Below are 14,985 nucleotides of genomic sequence, written 5' to 3'. Positions count from 1 at the left end.
ACACTCACGAGCATGTGGAGCGACGTCCTCGACCTTGAGGAATTCTATGGCAGCACGCTGGGCCAGATGACCCGGCGGCTCCTGCGCGCCCGCCTGCGCGAGATCTGGCCGAACGTGCGCGGCGAGACGGTCCTGGGGCTGGGCTACGCGCAACCGCTGCTGCGCCCCTTCATGGAGGAGGCCGGACGGACGCTCGCCTTCATGCCCGCCCAGCAGGGCGTTACGCGCTGGCCACGCGAGGGCCGCAACCTCGCGACCCTGGTCGACGAACTCGACCTGCCCCTGCCCGACCGCTCGGTCGACCGCGTCGTGCTGGTCCATGCCGTCGAATGCACCGAGCAGCTGCGCCCGATGCTGCGCGAGATCTGGCGCGTGATGGCCGACGGCGGCCGCATGGTCGTCGTGGCGCCGACCCGTACCGGCTTCTGGTCGCAGGTCGACCGCTCACCCTTCTATCAGGGCCATCCCTATTCGACCGGCCAGCTCAACGCGCTGCTGCGCGCCAACATGTTCGCGCCGCTGCGCCAGACGCGCGCGCTCTACATGCCGCCGACGCGCTCGCGGCTGATGATGCGGATGGCGCCGACCATCGAGCGTTTCGGTCAGCGCTGGCTCGGCCGCTTCGGCGGCGTCAACGTCATCGAATCCGGCAAGCAGCTCTACGCCGGCATTGCCGAACGCAGCCAGCCGCAGGCGGTCGCCGCCGCACGGCCCAAGCTGCGGGTCGCCAGTTCGCGTGACACCCCGCAAGTCGCCGGGGCCGCGCGCAACGCCGAGGATGGCGAAAAGCCCACCTCCTGAATTTCCAAGAAGAAAGAACGACATGGCATTTTCTCCGCGCGTCATCGCGCTGCTGGGTTTTGGCGAGGCGGGATCGGCCATCGCGCGTGGTCTTGCGAGCGAAAGCGGCTGGCGCGGCCCCTCGAAGCCCGGTGACAACGCCCCGCGCCGCGTCATCGCCATCGACACCGCCCTCGACAAGGACCCGCGCGGCACGGCGCTGGGCAAGGCCGCGCGCGGCCTCGATATCGCGATCGCCGACAGCTACACCGAGGCGCTTAGCGAAGCCGATCTCGTGATCTGCGCCGTGCAGGGCGAGCATGCGCTCTCGGCCGCAAAGTCCGCCGCGCCGCTCCTGAAGAAGGGCGCGCACTATCTCGACCTCTGCACCGTCACCGGCAGGATGTCGGACGAGGACCGCGCCGAGATCGAGAAGGGCGCCGGCCGCTATGTCGACATCGCCGTCATGGGCGGCTTCTTCAAGCAGGGCATCAAGGCGCCGATGCTGGTGGCGGGCGAAGACGCCGCCGACGCGGTCACCTGGATGAACGCCAACGGCTTCGTCGCGACGTTGCTGGGGCCGAAGCCCGGCAGCGCCTCTTCGGTGAAGATGCTGCGCAGCACGCTGGTCAAGGGCATCGAGGCGCTGGGCGTCGAGGCGCTGGTCACCGCGCAACGCCAGGGCATTCTCGACGAAGTCCTGGGCTGCCTCGGCGACGCCGATTCGATGGGTCTCAGCGGCTTCATCACCATGCTGGTGCAGACGCATGTCGTGCATGCGCATCGCCGCTGGGAAGAGATGGGCCTGGTCGCCCAGACCTTGCGCGAGACCGGCGTCGATCCGCTGATGACCGAAGCGATCGAGAAGAGCCATCGCCGCACCGTCGATGCGCACATCGCACCGGCCGACGGCCAGGTGCCGAGTCTCGAGGATGCGCTGAAGATCCTCTCGGAGAAGGTGATCCGTGGCGGGTGAAGTTTTCGACCGGCTGGTGACGCTTCTCACCGACGCCAAGGCCAACTTCCGCGTCATCGAACACGCCCACGAAGGCAAGTCGGAAGCGATCAGCGCCATTCGCGGCAATCGTCCCGACCAGGCCGCCAAGGCCATGGTGCTGGACGTTCGCGGCGGTGGCGGCGGCAAGCGTCATGTGCTCGCCATCCTGCCGGGCAGCCGCAAGCTCGACTTCGCCGCCGTCGCCACGCTCTTCGAGGCGCGCAAATGCGGCTTCGCCTCGCCCGACACGGCGCAGCAACTGACCGGCTGCGTCATGGGCGCAGTGCCGCCGTTTGCGCTCGATCCTGCAATCTCGATCGTGGTGGAAGAGGACCTGCTGGCAAACGAGACGCTGTTCTTCAATGCCGGCCGCCTCGACCGTTCGATGGAACTCGACACCAAGGACTGGCTGGCCATCGCCAGGCCGCGCCTCGCCCGGATCGCGACGCGTGACTGAGGTGTGGACCTTCGGCCCTGTCACCGAGGCCGACTTCGAACCCTTGCTGGCCGTTCGCACCGACGTGATGCGCGAGCATCTCGAACGAGTCGGCCGCTACACGCCCGAGCGATCGCGTAAGATGTTCCGAGGCCACTTCGACGAACCCGGGATGCGCCTGATCCTGCTGGCCGACAAGCGCGTGGGCTGCGTCGGCTTTCGCAAGCACGACCACGAGATCAAGATCGACTCGTTCTATCTCGACCGCCGCCTGCACGGCTCCGGCCTCGGCACGACGATCCTGAAGGCGCTGCTGTCCGAAGCCGACGAGACCGGCCTGCCCGTGAGACTCGAAGTGCTGACCGGCAGCAAGGCCGACCGGCTCTATCTCCGGCATGGCTTCGTGAAGCTCAGGGAAGACGAGATCGAAGGCTTCTACGAGCGGCCGGCATCATCATAGGAGCGCGCCACTCCAGTGGCGCAATCATGATCATGAGCGCCACTGGAGTGGCGCGCTCCATTGATCAATCCCGTCTCAACATGAACACCGCCTGCTCGCCGATCACGTTGGCGAGCAGCGGCGGCAAGTTGATGCGGCGGCTCTTGCTGTTGAGCACGATGGCGCGCTCGATACGCACGCCCATGGTGCGGCACAGCGCGCGGAAATCGTCGATGCTGCAGAGATGGATGTTGGGCGTGTCGTACCACTTGTAGGGCAGCGACGCGGTCTCGGGCATGCGGCCACCGAACACCAGCCGCAGCCTCACCTGCCAGTGGGCGAAGTTGGGGAAGGAGACGATGGCGCGCTTGCCGACGCGCAGCATCTGCTCCAGCACCCGGCGCGGCTCGCGCGTGGCCTGCAGGGTCTGGCTCAGGATCACATAGTCGAAGGCGGCGTCGGGATAGTCGCGCAGGTCGGTGTCGGCGTCGCCCTGCACCACCGACAGGCCGTTGGCGACGCAGGCATTCACGCCGGCCTGGCTGAGCTCCATGCCACGCGCATCGACCCTCTTGCCGTTCATCAGGTGGGCCAGCAGCGCACCGTCGCCGCAGCCGACGTCGAGCGCGCGCGTGTTGGGCTCCACCATGTCGGCGATGAGCTGCAGGTCGACGCGGATCGGGGCGTTCATCGCGTCGCACTCCCGAGGCCGCGCACCGTGGCGGCCCCCTGCAGGAAGCCGGAGAGGGTGCGGAACATCTCCGGCTCGTCGAGCAGGAAGGCGTCGTGGCCCTTGTCGCTGTCGACCTCGACGAACGACACGTTGGCCGCGACGGCGTTCAGCGCCTGCACGACCGCGCGGCTCTCGCGCGTCGGGAACAGCCAGTCGCTGGTGAAGGACATCAGGCAGAAGCGCGTCGCCGTGCCCTTGAAGGCATTGGCCAGCACGTCGCCATGCGCTCCCGCGAGGTCGAAATAGTCCATCGCGCGCGTGATGTAGAGATAGGAGTTGGCGTCGAAGCGGTCGACGAAGGTCGAACCCTGGTGGCGCAGATAGCTCTCGACCTGGAAATCGGCGTCGAAGCCGAAGCCCAGCGCATCGCGGTTCTGCAGGGCGCGGCCGAACTTGCGCTGCAGCGCCTGCTCCGAGAGATAGGTGATGTGCGCGGTCATGCGGGCCACCGCGAGGCCGCGTGCCGGGTTGGTCTGGGACAGCCGATAGTCGCCGCCCTTCCATTCCGGATCGGCCATGATGGCCTGGCGCCCGACCTCGTGGAACGCGATGTTCTGCGCCGAATGGTGCGCGGCGCAGGCGATCGGCACGGCCGAGAAAACGCGCTTCGGGTACGCCGCCGCCCACTGCAGCACCTGCATGCCGCCCATCGAGCCGCCGATGACGCAGAACAGGTCGGGAATGCCGAGATGGTCGAGCAGCGCCGCCTGCACCCGCACCATGTCGCCGATGGTCACGACCGGGAAGCGCAGGTTCCAGGGCTGGCCGGTCGCGGGATCGTGGGCCTGCGGACCGGTCGTGCCCATGCAATGGCCGAGCACGTTGATGCAGATGATGAAATAGCGCTCGGGGTCGAGCACCTTGCCCGTGCCGATCAGGCTCTCCCACCAGCCGTCCTTGCCGGTGACGGGATGGCGGTCGGCGACGAACTGGTCGCAGGTCAGGGGATGGCAGACCAGGATGGCGTTCGACTTGTCGGCGTTCAGCGTGCCGTAGGTCTGGTAGGCCACCCGGTAGGGGCCGAGTTCGACGCCGCAATCGAGGCGCAGCGGCCGGTCCACGCCCAGGATCGCGTGGCGGCACTGGGCGAGCGCCTTGCGTTCGGCATCGGTGAGGTCGTCCAGCACAGTCCTCTCCAGACAAATCGCCAACGAAAAAGCCCCCGACCGGAAGGGCGGGGGCTTTTTCGAGCACTCCGACCTTTTAGCGATGTTTAACGTGGTCGCAAGCCGGTCGGCCCAAATTCCACGGAGAGGTGTCTATACGGTTGTGGGCGCCGGGAGGCAAGCCTCTTGCGGCTTGTTTGCCTTTACGCGGGCAGTACGAACGTAGTATCGCCGCTGCGCACAGGAAAAAACGGCCTAATGGACGCTCCCAGTCTCGACAGCTTGCGGCAGGAAATCGACGCCATCGACACGGACCTGCACGGCCTGATCCGCCGCCGCGCGGAGGTCGTCGGGCATATCTCCGCAGCCAAGCCTGCGGGCGGTCTTGCCTTGCGTCCGGGTCGTGAAGCGCAGGTCCTGCGCAAGCGGCTGGCGACGCATGACGGCCGGTTCCCGTCGGGCGCCGTCTATCGCATGTGGCGTGAAATGATGAGCGCCTTCACGCTGATCCAGACACCGGGCCTCAAGATCGCGATCTGCCGTCCCGATGACCAGCCCGGCTACTGGGACCTCGCGCGCGATCACTTCGGCTGCCAGATCCCCTTCGTCGCCCATGACACGCCGGCCGGCGTGCTGGCGGCGGTGCGGGCCAGCACGACGACAATTGGTGTCGTGCCCGCCCCGCTCGAAGCCGATTCGGCACCCTGGTGGCCGCTGCTCGCCGGCAAGGATACGACCCTGCCGACCGTCGTGGCCCGTCTTCCGTTCCTGGCCATGCCGAATGCCCGTGCGCGCGGCATCTCGGCCTTCGTGCTGGCCCGTATCGATGCCGAGCCGAGTGGCGCGGATCGCGCCATGGTCGCCATCGAGGCGAAGAACGGTCTCAGCCGCGACCGCATCGCCGCCGCGCTGGCCAAGGCCGGCCTGCCCGCCTTCACCTCGGCGCTGGACCAGGTCGTGGCCGGGGTGCATCACTATCTCGTCGAGGTGCCGGGCGTGATCGCCGATGAAGATCCGCGCCTGCGCGAACTCGAAGCAGCCTTGGGACTGGAAAAAGGCTGCGCGGCGGCCATCGGCGCCTATGCCGTGCCGATCGACGCCAAGCCGTGATCTGAACTTTCACAGGAGACTGGCATGAGCGCGCTCACCCCGCGTCCGGGCATCATGAAGATCGCGCCCTATGTGCCGGGCAAGGACTCGATCGACGGCAAGGAGACGATCGCCAAGCTCTCGTCCAATGAGGGCGCGCTGGGCCCGTCGCCCAAGGCGATGGCGGCCTATGCCAAGGCGGCGGCCGAGCTGCACCGCTATCCCGACGGCGACACCGGGGCGCTGCGCAAGGCGATCGGCCGCCACTACGGCCTCGATCCGGCGCGCATCGTCTGCGGCGCGGGCTCCGACGAGATCCTGAACCTGCTGGTCCGCGCCTACTGCGGCCCGGGCGACGAGCTGGTCTACAGCCAGTACGGCTTCCTGATGTACGCGATCAACGCGCTGGGCGTCGGCGCGACGCCGGTCGCGGCGCCGGCCAAGGATTACGGCAGCGACATCGATGCGCTGCTGGCCGCGGTGACGGACAAGACGCGCATCGTCTGCCTCGCCAACCCGAACAACCCGACCGGCACCTACGTCTCCAAGGACGACGTGCGCCGCCTGCATGCCGGCCTGCCGAAGAACGTGCTGCTGATCATCGACTCGGCCTATGCCGAGTATGTCAGCAAGAACGACTACGAGTCGGGCGTCGAGTTGGTCGACCAGGCCGAGAACGTGGTGATGACCCGCACCTTCTCGAAGATCTACGGGCTGGGCGGCCTGCGGCTCGGCTGGATGTACGGGCCGGCCGGGATCGTCGACGTGATGAGCCGGCTGCGCCAGCCGTTCAACGTCAATCTGCCGGCGCAGATCGCGGGCATCGCGGCGCTCGAGGACATCGCCCATACCGACGCCAGCCGCACCAACAACGATATCTGGGTGCCGTGGCTCAGCGCTGAACTGACCAAGCTCGGCCTCGCGCCGGTGCCGAGCGTCGGCAACTTCGTGCTGGTGGGCTTCGGCTCGAAGGACCGAGCGATGGCCGCCAACGACTGGCTGATGAACGACGGCCTGATTCCGCGCCTGGTCGCGGGCTACGGCCTGCCCGAGCATCTGCGCATCACCGTCGGCACCGAGGCCGAGGTGAAGGCGGTGCAGGCCTCGCTGGCCCGCTTCGTGGCGGCAGGCAAATGAGCGAGCCCCTGTTCAACAAGATCGCACTGATCGGCATCGGCCTGATCGGCGGCTCGATCGCGCTGGAGGCGCGCAAGCGCGGCCTCGCCAAGCACATCGTCGCGGCGACGCGCAGTGCCGAGACCGCCGCCCTCGCCAACAAGCTCAAGCTCACCGACCATTGCGGCACGGATCTCGCGGACGCCTGCAAGGACGCCGACCTGGTGATCGTCTGCACGCCGGTCGGTGCCTGCGGACCGGCGACGAAGACCATCGCGTCGAGCCTGAAGCCCGGCTGCATCGTGTCGGACGTCGGCTCGGTGAAGCAGACCGTGATCGCCGACATGCTGCCGCACATCCCCGAGGGCGTGCATTTCGTGCCGGCCCATCCGGTGGCCGGCACCGAGAATTCAGGCCCCGAGGCCGCGCTGCTCGACCTGTTCGAGGGCCGCTGGTGCATCCTGACGCCGCTGCCCGACAGCGACGCCGCGGCCGTCGCCAAGCTCGAAGCCTTCTGGAAGGGGCTGGGCAGCCAGGTCGAGCGCATCGATGCCAAGGATCACGACCGCATCCTGGCGATCACCTCGCACCTGCCGCACCTGATCGCCTACACGATCGTCGGTACGGCCGACGATCTCGGCGGTCATCTCAACAGCGAGATCCTGAAGTTCGCCGCCGGCGGCTTCCGCGACTTCACGCGCATCGCGGCGTCCGATCCGACGATGTGGCGCGACGTGTTCATGAACAATCGCGAGGCCGTGCTCGAAGTGCTGCAGCGCTTCCAGGAGGATCTCTTCTACCTGCAGCGCGCGATCCGCTGGGGCGAGGGCGACAAGCTGTTCGACCTGTTCACGCGCACCCGCGAAATCCGCCGCGCCCTGATCCATCTCCACCAGGCCTAACGGCTTGAGCGCCAAGCCAAGGTGGGTTTTCGGCTACGGCTCCTTGATGTGGAATCCGGGCTTCGCGACGCCGGAGACGCAGGCCGCGCGGCTGCAGGGCTGGCACCGCGCCTTCTGCATCTATTCGGAGCATTATCGCGGCACACCGCAGAAGCCGGGCCTGATCCTGGGACTGTTGCCGGGCGGATCGTGCCGCGGCCTGGCACACCGGCTGCCGGCCGCCACCTATGACGAGGTGCGCCGCTACCTGATCCATCGCGAGATCGACAATGACGGGGTCTACGAGGAGACGGTGCGGCCGATCCATCTTGATGATGGGCGCACCGTGCCGGCGCTGGTCTATCTCGCCGACCGCTCGCACCGGCAGTTCGCCGGCAAGCTGCCGGCGGACGAAGCGTTAAGACTGATCCGCCAGGGCCATGGCGCCACCGGCAGCAGCCTCGAGTATGTGCAGAACACGGTCACCCATCTCGGCGAGCTCGGTCTCAGAGACCGCTCGCTCGAGATGCTGGCCCACACCGCCGCAGGCGGTGCAGCGCCTCGTGCCGCTAGCGGCGCGCGGCCTCGGTCGCGAACACCGACTTCACGACGAAGCTGAGTTCCTCGCGCGACTGCTCGACCGACAGGCCGAGACGCTGGCGCAGGACGACCCAGCTTTCCGGCGCGATGGCCAGGGCCAGCGCCGTCAGCGTCCGCTGGCGCGACTCCGCCGGCAGCGCGCCCAACTCGGGAGCGAAGGCCTGCGAGAGCTGCGCGGTGTTGGCGCTGTAGATCTGCGAGATCATGTCGGCGGCTTCCGGCGAGCGGCGCTGCAGCGTCTCGACGAAGGTCCACATCGGACGGAGCTGCTCGTAGCGGTCGGCGCACTGGTTGATCATGTTGGCGATACGCTGCTCGGTCGGCCCGACGGCCGCGATCTCCGGCGCCTCGCCGACCAAAGCGGCCAGGACGCGGCCGAGGACGGCGACGTACAGCTCGGCGGTGTCGGCGAAGTGCTGGAATACCGTGCGCGCGGAGACGCCCGCCATCTGGGCGATGTCGCGGACGATCGGCGCAACCTGGCCCGCCGTGGCGAGGGCGAGCGCCGACGCGACGATCGATTCGCGCGTGCGGGCGACGCGGTCACCGCGGCCGGCCGTCTGGAGCTGTTTGTTGTGCAGGGTCTGAATGTCCATTAACTGACTCCCGGCGAGTGTGTTGCCGCCCGGTCGGCAACCGTGGCGATATTAGCGATCTGGGATGCAAATCACTATATATGAAGCTACTAGTGCATCGTCATTTCAAGTGCTGCGATGCGCTATAAGGGCGCTATCGACGTAAGTTTCGCGTAAGCCGACGGTGCCCCGATGTCCGAGAAAAACTTTGCTCCCGCCTCTCTCGCCGCCCAGGCGATGGGGTGGGTCGACCCGATCACCCGGGCCGTGGTGCCGCCCATCCACATGGCCAGCACCTATCTGCGCGACGAGGATAATGCCTACAGTTCGGGGCGCATCTATGCGCGTTCGGACAATCCCACGTTCGACCATGCCGAGGCAACGCTGACGGCGCTGGAAGGCGGCGCCAAGTCGCTGATCTTTTCCTCGGGCATGAGTGCCGCGACCGCCTGCTTCCTGGCCCTCGCGCCGGGTGACCATGTCGTGACCTCCAAGGTCATGTACTGGGCGCTGCGCAACTGGCTGATGACCTTCGCCACGCACTGGGGCCTCAAGGTCGAGTTCGTCGACACCGACAAGACCGACCAGGTGGCGGCAGCCGTGAAGCCTGGCGTCACCAAGCTGGTCTGGATCGAGACGCCGGCCAATCCGACCTGGAGCGTGTCCGACATCGCAGCCATCGCCGAGATCGCGCACAAGGCCGGCGCCTTGCTGGGCGTCGACTCGACGGTGGCGACACCGGTGCTGACGCGGCCCATCGAGCACGGCGCCGACATCGTGATGCATTCGGCGACCAAGTACCTCAACGGACACTCCGACATCATCGCCGGCGCGCTGACGGGCGCGCGCGACGATGCCTACTGGGCGAAGCTGCGCGCCATCCGCTCGCAGCTCGGCACCATCCTCGGCCAGACCGAGGCGTGGCTGCTGATGCGCGGCATGCGCACCCTGTTCCCGCGCGTCGCCTGGGCCTGCAAGTCGGCGCAGGGTCTCGCCGAGAAGTTCGCCGAGCATCCGATGATCGAACAGGTCCTCTATCCCGGCCTGCCCTCCTTCGCCGGCCATGCGGCGGCGGCGAAGCAGATGAGCGGCGGCTTCGGCGGCATGCTGTCAGTCCGCGTGAAGGGCGGCGAGCGTGCCGCCATCGCCACGGCCGCGCGCGTCGGCCTGTGGAAGCGCGCCACGTCGCTGGGCGGCGTCGAGAGCCTGATCGAGCACCGCGCCAGCATCGAGGGCCCGGGCACGCCCTGCCCGCCCGACCTGCTGCGGCTCTCCGTGGGCGTCGAGGAAAGCAGCGACCTGTTCGACGATCTCGACCAGGCGCTGAAGCGCGCGCACAACGCCTGATCCGCCTCATTGGAGCGCGCAACTCCAGTTGCGCTCATGCCTTGCTCGCCGACCAGCTTGAGCGCAACTGGAGTTGCGCGCTCCCTTGATCGTCCCTCGGACGACTACGCCGACGCTCCAAACACCGAACCAAGCCCCGCGCCGATGCGCTCGTTCATCATCTCGATCGAGCCGTCGGTGTAGGCCGCGATCTTGGCACCCGCGAGGTGGCGGGCCAGCGGATAGTCGGCGCGCAGGCCGTTGGCGCCCATCGCCTGGATGCAGTCGGCGATGCGCTGCACGGCCATGTCGGTCGCGAACTTCTTGGCATAGGCCGCCGGCATGACGGCATCGGCGCCTTCGTCGATCAGGCGCGCGGCGCGATAGGTAAGGAGGCGTGCCGCCTCGAGATCGGTCGCGGCATCCACGAGCTTCCAGCGCACGCCCTGATGCTCGATCACCGGCTGGCCGAAGGTCTTGCGCTGCTGCGTGTAGCGCACCGCCGTCTCCAGCGAGGCCTGCAGCATGCCGCAGCACAAGGCCGCGACATAGGCGCGGGCGCCGTTGATGCCGGCGAGTGCGGCCTTGAAGGCCTTGCCCGGCGGATGCAGCACCGCCTCGTCGGGCGCGAAATAGTCGACCAGCCGGAAGCCGCCGACGCCGATCGCGTGGCCGCCATGCAGCTCGAACGGCTTCTCGCGATGGAAGCCCGGCCGCTCCGCCTCGATTGCGAGGCAGATGATGCCGCGATAGCCCTGCGACCTGTCGGTCTGCGCATAGGCAACGGAAAGACCCGCGACCGCGGCGTTGGTGATCCACGCCTTGGCGCCGTTCACCTTCCAGCCGCCGTCGACGCGCACGGCTTCCATCTCCAGTCCGCCGAAGTCGCTGCCGACGCCAGGCTCGCTCAAGCCGGCACAGCCAATCAGCTCGCCGGTCAGCATGCGCGGCAGCAGGCGCGCGACATGGGCCGGCTGGCCGTCGCGCGCGAAGCGCGCGCAGGCATTGTGATGGTTGATCAGGGCAAAGGCGAAAGCGAAGTCGTGCCGCGCGATCTCCTCGAAGGCGCGCAGCTTGCAGGAGAAGGACAGGCCCTGCCCGCCATGCTTCTTCGCCAGCTCGATCGTGTTGAGGCCGATGGCGCAGGCCGCCTTGATCGCCTCCAGCGGATAGCGGCGCTCCCATTCCCAGCGCGCGGCGTTGGGTGCCACATGTTCTTCGGCGAAAGCCTTGGCGCGCGCGACGACGGCGCGCTCTTCGAGCGTGAGGACTTCATCGAGCATCTTCTTGAGATACACGATTGGACCTCGGGCGCAACCGCGGGCTAGAATGACGTCAATGCGGGTGTAGCTCAGGGGTAGAGCGTCGGCTTCCCAAGCCGTAGGTCGCGGGTTCGAATCCCGTCGCCCGCTCCATAATTCTTCGGGCAGGAACGTCGAGATGGATGGGATGGCACCGGCGCCCGTCGCGGCCAGCGGCGACTTTGCGGCCGACGTGGCCGCCTTCTCAAGCTACTGGCGCGACGCTGCCGAACGACTCTCGCGATTGCCGGCCAAGCCGAACCGCGATGCCGCTGCCTACGACCAAGCCGAAGCATTGAAGCAAGCGGCGCGCGAAGCCCGCTTCGCTTTCCTGCGCCAACACGCCCGCCCGCTCTACGACAAGCTGACCGACAACCGGCGCAAATTCGTGCGGATCGAGCGGCTGGTCTACGACGCGGCCGCGCTCGTGCCCGGTCTTGCCCCGACGCAAGTCGAGGTCGCCGCTGAAGCCGAGTTGCGCCAGTCCGAGAAGGACGGCGTCGAGATCGACCAGGGCATCCTGTTCAACCAGTTCCTCGCCGAGCCCGAGTGCGGCCTGCACCTCTGCCACACCATGCTGCTGCCGCGTGAAGAGTCGGCGGACGCGTTGGCGAAGTTCCAGCGCGACGGAACGCTCGACCTCGGCTACGCCAAGGTCGAGCGCCAGGGCAAGGCGGCGGTGCTGCTTCTCTCCAATCGCCGCTTCCTCAACTCGGAAGACAATGCGACCCAGGCCGCGACGGAGATCGGCGCCGATGTCTGCATCCTCGACCGGCAGAGCGAGGTCGCGGTGCTGCGCGGCGACGTCGTACCGGAGGGCAAGTATGCCGGCCGCCGCGTCTACAATGCCGGCATCAACCTCACGCACCTCTACTACGGCAAGATCCCGTTCCTGTGGTTCCTGATCCGCGACATGGGCTTCGTGAACAAGATGTTCCGCGGCCTCGCCCGTCCGGACGTCGCGCCCGACGAGGTCGCGGGCGATTCGATCGAGAAGCTCTGGATCTCGGCGGTCGAGACCTTCGCCATCGGCGGCGGCTGCCAGATCCTGCTGGCGACCGACTTCAACATCGCCGGCCGCGACGCCTACATGACCCTGCCGGCGCGCAAGGAAGGCATCATCCCGGCGATGGCGAACCTGCGGCTCCAGCGCTTCGTCGGCGACCGCCTCGCGCGCCAGGCGATCATGTACGAGCGCCGCATCGAGTGCGATTCGGAGATCGGCCGCATGATCTGCGACGAGGTCGTGGCGCCTGAGGAGATCGACGCCACCATCGTTCGCGTGATCGACCGGCTGACCGGATCGGGCGCGGTCGGCGCCATCGGCAATCGCCGCGCGCTACGTTTGGGCGTCGAGCCTCTCGACACGTTCCGCCGCTACGCCGCGCTCTACGCGCGCGAGCAGGCCTACTGCCACTTCAGCCCGGCGCTGATCTCTAATCTGGAGCAGTACTGGAACGCCGCAAGCCGACGGGCTTGATCCAGCGGTTATTCCAACAACAACAACCTCACCCTGAGGAGCGGTCCGCAGGACCGCGTCTCGAAGGGTGGGCACGCGCACCACGCCTGTGGCCCATCCTTCGAGACGGCCGCTGCGCGGCCTCCTCAGGATGAGGTTGATGATTGATGCTAGACGGAAGCCTCAGTGCTCGCGCGGGGCGTGCTTGCCGAGTATCCGCTGTAGGGTGCGGCGGTGCATGTTGAGGCGGCGCGCGGTTTCCGAGACGTTGCGGTCGCATTGCTCGAAGACGCGCTGGATATGCTCCCAGCGGACGCGATCGGCCGACATCGGGTTGGACGGCGGCGGCGGCAGCTTGCGGCCGTGGGCCGTCAGCGCCTGCTCGATCGCGTCGGCGTCGGCCGGCTTCGCGAGATAGTCGACGGCGCCTTCCTTCACGGCGGCCACCGCAGTCGCGATGTTGCCGTAGCCCGTCAGGACCACGATCCGTATGTCGGGCCGCGCCTGGCGCAGCGGGCCGACCAGCTCGAGGCCGTTGCCGTCGGCCAGCCGGAGATCGAGCACGGCGAAAGCGGGCGGCCGGGCGGTCTGGGCCAGCGCTTCGGCGACCGAGCCCACGGCGGTGACGATGAAACCGCGCTGCTCGAGCGCACGCGCGATCCGGTTTCTGAAAGCTGCATCGTCATCGGCGATCAGCAAGGTACGGTCCTTGTTGTTCGTCGTGTTGGCGATGACAGGCGACAAGGGGCGCGGGGCGCCGCTGTCCTGGGTCATGGAGACTCCTTCGACATCAGCCGCTATGTAGCCTTGAAGACCGGATTTGACCAGCGCACCGAAACGGCGGCGCCGCCGCCCGTTGCGCTGCGATTGCCGAAGGTCACGTTGGCGCCGGTCCGTTCCAAGAGCGTCTTGGCGATGAAGACGCCCAGGCCCATGTGCCCTTCCTGGCCCTGGCGGGTCGAAATGAACGGCGTGCCGAGCTCGTCGAGCAGCGCTTCGGAGAAGCCCGGCCCGTCGTCGACGACCTCGACCTCCGACCATTCCCGCGTCCAGCGGGTGACGACCTTGACCTCGCGCCGGGCGAAGGAAACGGCGTTCTGCACGATGTTTCCGATACCCTGCATGATCTCCGGGCTGCGCAGCTGGATCGGCGCGGTCGTCGGCACGCCCTCGCCGACCGGCCCTGCCTCGAAGGTGATGCCGATCTCCTCGCGCGCATAGTTCTGCGCCGCGGCCTCGATCAGCGCCGGCAGCGGGACCAGCGTATAGGAATCGGAGACATCGCCCGCGGGATCGGTCGAGAGACGCGCCAGGATCGAGCGGCAGCGATCCGACTCGGCCGACAGCAACTCGACGTCTTCTCTCAGCGGATCGTCGAGCTCGATCTCGCGCAGCATCTCCTTGGTGACGACGGCGATGGTCGAGAGCGGCGAGCCCAGCTCGTGCGCCGCCGCCGCCGCGAGCGCGCCGAGCGCCGAAAGCTGTTGTTCGCGCGCGAGCGCCGCCTGCGCCGCGGCCAGCGCGTCGGCCATCTGGCGCTGCTCCTCGGCGAGGCGCCATCCGTAGAGGGTGATCAGCATCGTCGTCAGCGTCAGGCCGGCCCAGACACCGACCTGGTAGATATCGGGCAGATGCGGCGGCGGTCCCTTCCACGGCAGCGGCTGATAGAAGACCCCCAGCAGCGCGATGCTCACGATGGTGAGCAGGGTGAGCGCGACGTTGCTCGCCAGCGACAGGATGGTGGCGCCGATGGCGACCGGCGCCAGCAGCAGCAGCGAGAACGGATTGATGAGTCCGCCCGTCAGGTACAGAAGCACCGCGAGCTGCAGGATGTCGAACGCCAGGAAGATCGCGGCCTCGCGGTCGTCGATGCGCGCCGAGCCGGGCCGGCCGATGCTGACCGTGAGGTTGAGCAGTGCCGACAGCGCGATCGTGCCGCCGACCGCGAGGACCGGCATGCCGAAGCCCAACCCCCAATGCACGACGGCGGCGGTGAAGGCCTGACCCGCCACGGCACCCCAGCGGATGAGGACCAGGGTGCGCAGGCGCACGCCGCCGCGCAGCACGGGCACGGCGGCGGCGCGCCGGGAAGTGGCAGGAGGAGGCTCTGCAGACGGGCGCGCGTCGTCGGCACGCTCCGCCACGGC

At 67.8% G+C, this 14,985-nt stretch carries 16 protein-coding genes, 1 tRNA gene and 1 riboswitch; of the genes, 11 read left to right on the top strand and 6 right to left on the bottom strand.

Annotated elements, in window-relative coordinates:
• Nucleotides 1–12 precede the first annotated feature (12 nt).
• Genes AC1ROX_RS04790 through AC1ROX_RS04775 form a run of 4 tightly spaced genes read left to right on the top strand, consistent with a single transcriptional unit; the run spans nucleotide 13 to nucleotide 2,673 of the window.
• Nucleotides 13–801, top strand: coding sequence for a class I SAM-dependent methyltransferase (locus tag AC1ROX_RS04790; protein WP_493122943.1), 789 nt, complete (start codon nucleotides 13–15; stop codon nucleotides 799–801).
• Nucleotides 802–823: 22 nt separating this feature from the next.
• The gene (locus tag AC1ROX_RS04785) at nucleotides 824–1,756 is read left to right on the top strand and encodes an NAD(P)-dependent oxidoreductase (protein WP_493122941.1); all 933 of its coding nucleotides are present in this window, start codon (nucleotides 824–826) and stop codon (nucleotides 1,754–1,756) included.
• A complete protein-coding gene (locus AC1ROX_RS04780) occupies nucleotides 1,746–2,234 on the top strand; it encodes a YbaK/EbsC family protein (RefSeq protein WP_493122939.1) in 489 nt (162 codons plus the stop codon). Before AC1ROX_RS04785 ends, AC1ROX_RS04780 begins: the two co-directional genes overlap by 11 nt.
• A complete protein-coding gene (locus AC1ROX_RS04775; protein WP_493122937.1) occupies nucleotides 2,227–2,673 on the top strand; it encodes a GNAT family N-acetyltransferase in 447 nt (148 codons plus the stop codon). The genes AC1ROX_RS04780 and AC1ROX_RS04775 overlap by 8 nt, the downstream gene beginning before the upstream one ends.
• A gap of 64 nt (nucleotides 2,674–2,737) precedes the next feature.
• Here AC1ROX_RS04775 and metW read toward each other — a convergent pair whose 3' ends face one another.
• Nucleotides 2,738–3,343, bottom strand: coding sequence for a methionine biosynthesis protein MetW (metW, locus tag AC1ROX_RS04770; RefSeq protein ID WP_493122935.1), 606 nt, complete (start codon nucleotides 3,341–3,343; stop codon nucleotides 2,738–2,740).
• Complete coding sequence (gene metX / locus AC1ROX_RS04765) at nucleotides 3,340–4,509, bottom strand: homoserine O-acetyltransferase MetX (RefSeq protein WP_493123652.1); 1,170 nt, start codon at nucleotides 4,507–4,509, stop codon at nucleotides 3,340–3,342. Before metX ends, metW begins: the two co-directional genes overlap by 4 nt.
• Nucleotides 4,510–4,568: 59 nt before the next feature.
• A riboswitch (SAM riboswitch) is annotated at nucleotides 4,569–4,644 on the bottom strand.
• 105 nt (nucleotides 4,645–4,749) lie between these two features.
• Here metX and AC1ROX_RS04760 point away from each other — a divergent pair.
• Genes AC1ROX_RS04760 through AC1ROX_RS04745 form a run of 4 tightly spaced genes read left to right on the top strand, consistent with a single transcriptional unit; the run spans nucleotide 4,750 to nucleotide 8,196 of the window.
• On the top strand, nucleotides 4,750–5,601 hold the full coding sequence (locus AC1ROX_RS04760) for a chorismate mutase (RefSeq protein ID WP_493122933.1): 852 nt from the start codon (nucleotides 4,750–4,752) through the stop codon (nucleotides 5,599–5,601).
• Between the two features lie 24 nt (nucleotides 5,602–5,625).
• Nucleotides 5,626–6,717: a histidinol-phosphate transaminase gene (hisC, locus tag AC1ROX_RS04755; RefSeq protein WP_493122931.1), complete on the top strand. Its 1,092-nt coding sequence runs from the start codon at nucleotides 5,626–5,628 to the stop codon at nucleotides 6,715–6,717.
• On the top strand, nucleotides 6,714–7,598 hold the full coding sequence (locus AC1ROX_RS04750; RefSeq protein ID WP_493122929.1) for a prephenate/arogenate dehydrogenase family protein: 885 nt from the start codon (nucleotides 6,714–6,716) through the stop codon (nucleotides 7,596–7,598). Before hisC ends, AC1ROX_RS04750 begins: the two co-directional genes overlap by 4 nt.
• Nucleotides 7,599–7,602: 4 nt before the next feature.
• A complete protein-coding gene (locus tag AC1ROX_RS04745; RefSeq protein WP_493122927.1) occupies nucleotides 7,603–8,196 on the top strand; it encodes a gamma-glutamylcyclotransferase in 594 nt (197 codons plus the stop codon).
• Here AC1ROX_RS04745 and AC1ROX_RS04740 read toward each other — a convergent pair.
• Nucleotides 8,147–8,773: a TetR/AcrR family transcriptional regulator gene (locus tag AC1ROX_RS04740; protein ID WP_493122925.1), complete on the bottom strand. Its 627-nt coding sequence runs from the start codon at nucleotides 8,771–8,773 to the stop codon at nucleotides 8,147–8,149. The genes AC1ROX_RS04745 and AC1ROX_RS04740 overlap by 50 nt on opposite strands.
• Before the next feature lie 171 nt (nucleotides 8,774–8,944).
• Between AC1ROX_RS04740 and AC1ROX_RS04735 the strand changes: the two genes are divergently transcribed.
• Nucleotides 8,945–10,099 (top strand): trans-sulfuration enzyme family protein, encoded by a 1,155-nt coding sequence (locus AC1ROX_RS04735; RefSeq protein ID WP_493122923.1) that lies wholly within the window; start codon nucleotides 8,945–8,947, stop codon nucleotides 10,097–10,099.
• A gap of 104 nt (nucleotides 10,100–10,203) precedes the next feature.
• Here AC1ROX_RS04735 and AC1ROX_RS04730 read toward each other — a convergent pair whose 3' ends face one another.
• Nucleotides 10,204–11,376 carry an acyl-CoA dehydrogenase family protein gene (locus tag AC1ROX_RS04730; protein WP_493122921.1) on the bottom strand — a complete coding sequence of 391 codons (1,173 nt, stop codon included), beginning with the start codon at nucleotides 11,374–11,376 and terminating at the stop codon, nucleotides 10,204–10,206.
• A gap of 42 nt (nucleotides 11,377–11,418) precedes the next feature.
• Here AC1ROX_RS04730 and AC1ROX_RS04725 point away from each other — a divergent pair.
• Nucleotides 11,419–11,493 (top strand) — tRNA-Gly (locus tag AC1ROX_RS04725).
• A 34-nt stretch (nucleotides 11,494–11,527) separates the two neighbouring features.
• The gene (locus AC1ROX_RS04720; RefSeq protein ID WP_493122919.1) at nucleotides 11,528–12,859 is read left to right on the top strand and encodes an enoyl-CoA hydratase/isomerase family protein; all 1,332 of its coding nucleotides are present in this window, start codon (nucleotides 11,528–11,530) and stop codon (nucleotides 12,857–12,859) included.
• Between the two features lie 162 nt (nucleotides 12,860–13,021).
• On the opposite strand, the gene AC1ROX_RS04715 is transcribed toward AC1ROX_RS04720, so the two are convergent.
• Both AC1ROX_RS04715 and AC1ROX_RS04710 read right to left on the bottom strand, forming a co-directional pair.
• Nucleotides 13,022–13,612, bottom strand: a complete 591-nt coding sequence (locus tag AC1ROX_RS04715) for an ActR/PrrA/RegA family redox response regulator transcription factor (protein WP_493122917.1) — start codon at nucleotides 13,610–13,612, stop codon at nucleotides 13,022–13,024.
• Between the two features lie 23 nt (nucleotides 13,613–13,635).
• A complete protein-coding gene (locus AC1ROX_RS04710) occupies nucleotides 13,636–14,982 on the bottom strand; it encodes an ActS/PrrB/RegB family redox-sensitive histidine kinase (protein ID WP_493122915.1) in 1,347 nt (448 codons plus the stop codon).
• Between the last annotated feature and the right edge of the window lie 3 nt (nucleotides 14,983–14,985).

This window comes from Reyranella sp. GW821-FHT14A01, from assembly GCF_058803965.1.
Note: the sequence above shows the minus strand (reverse complement) of the source record. Positions and strands in the feature narration are given on the sequence as shown.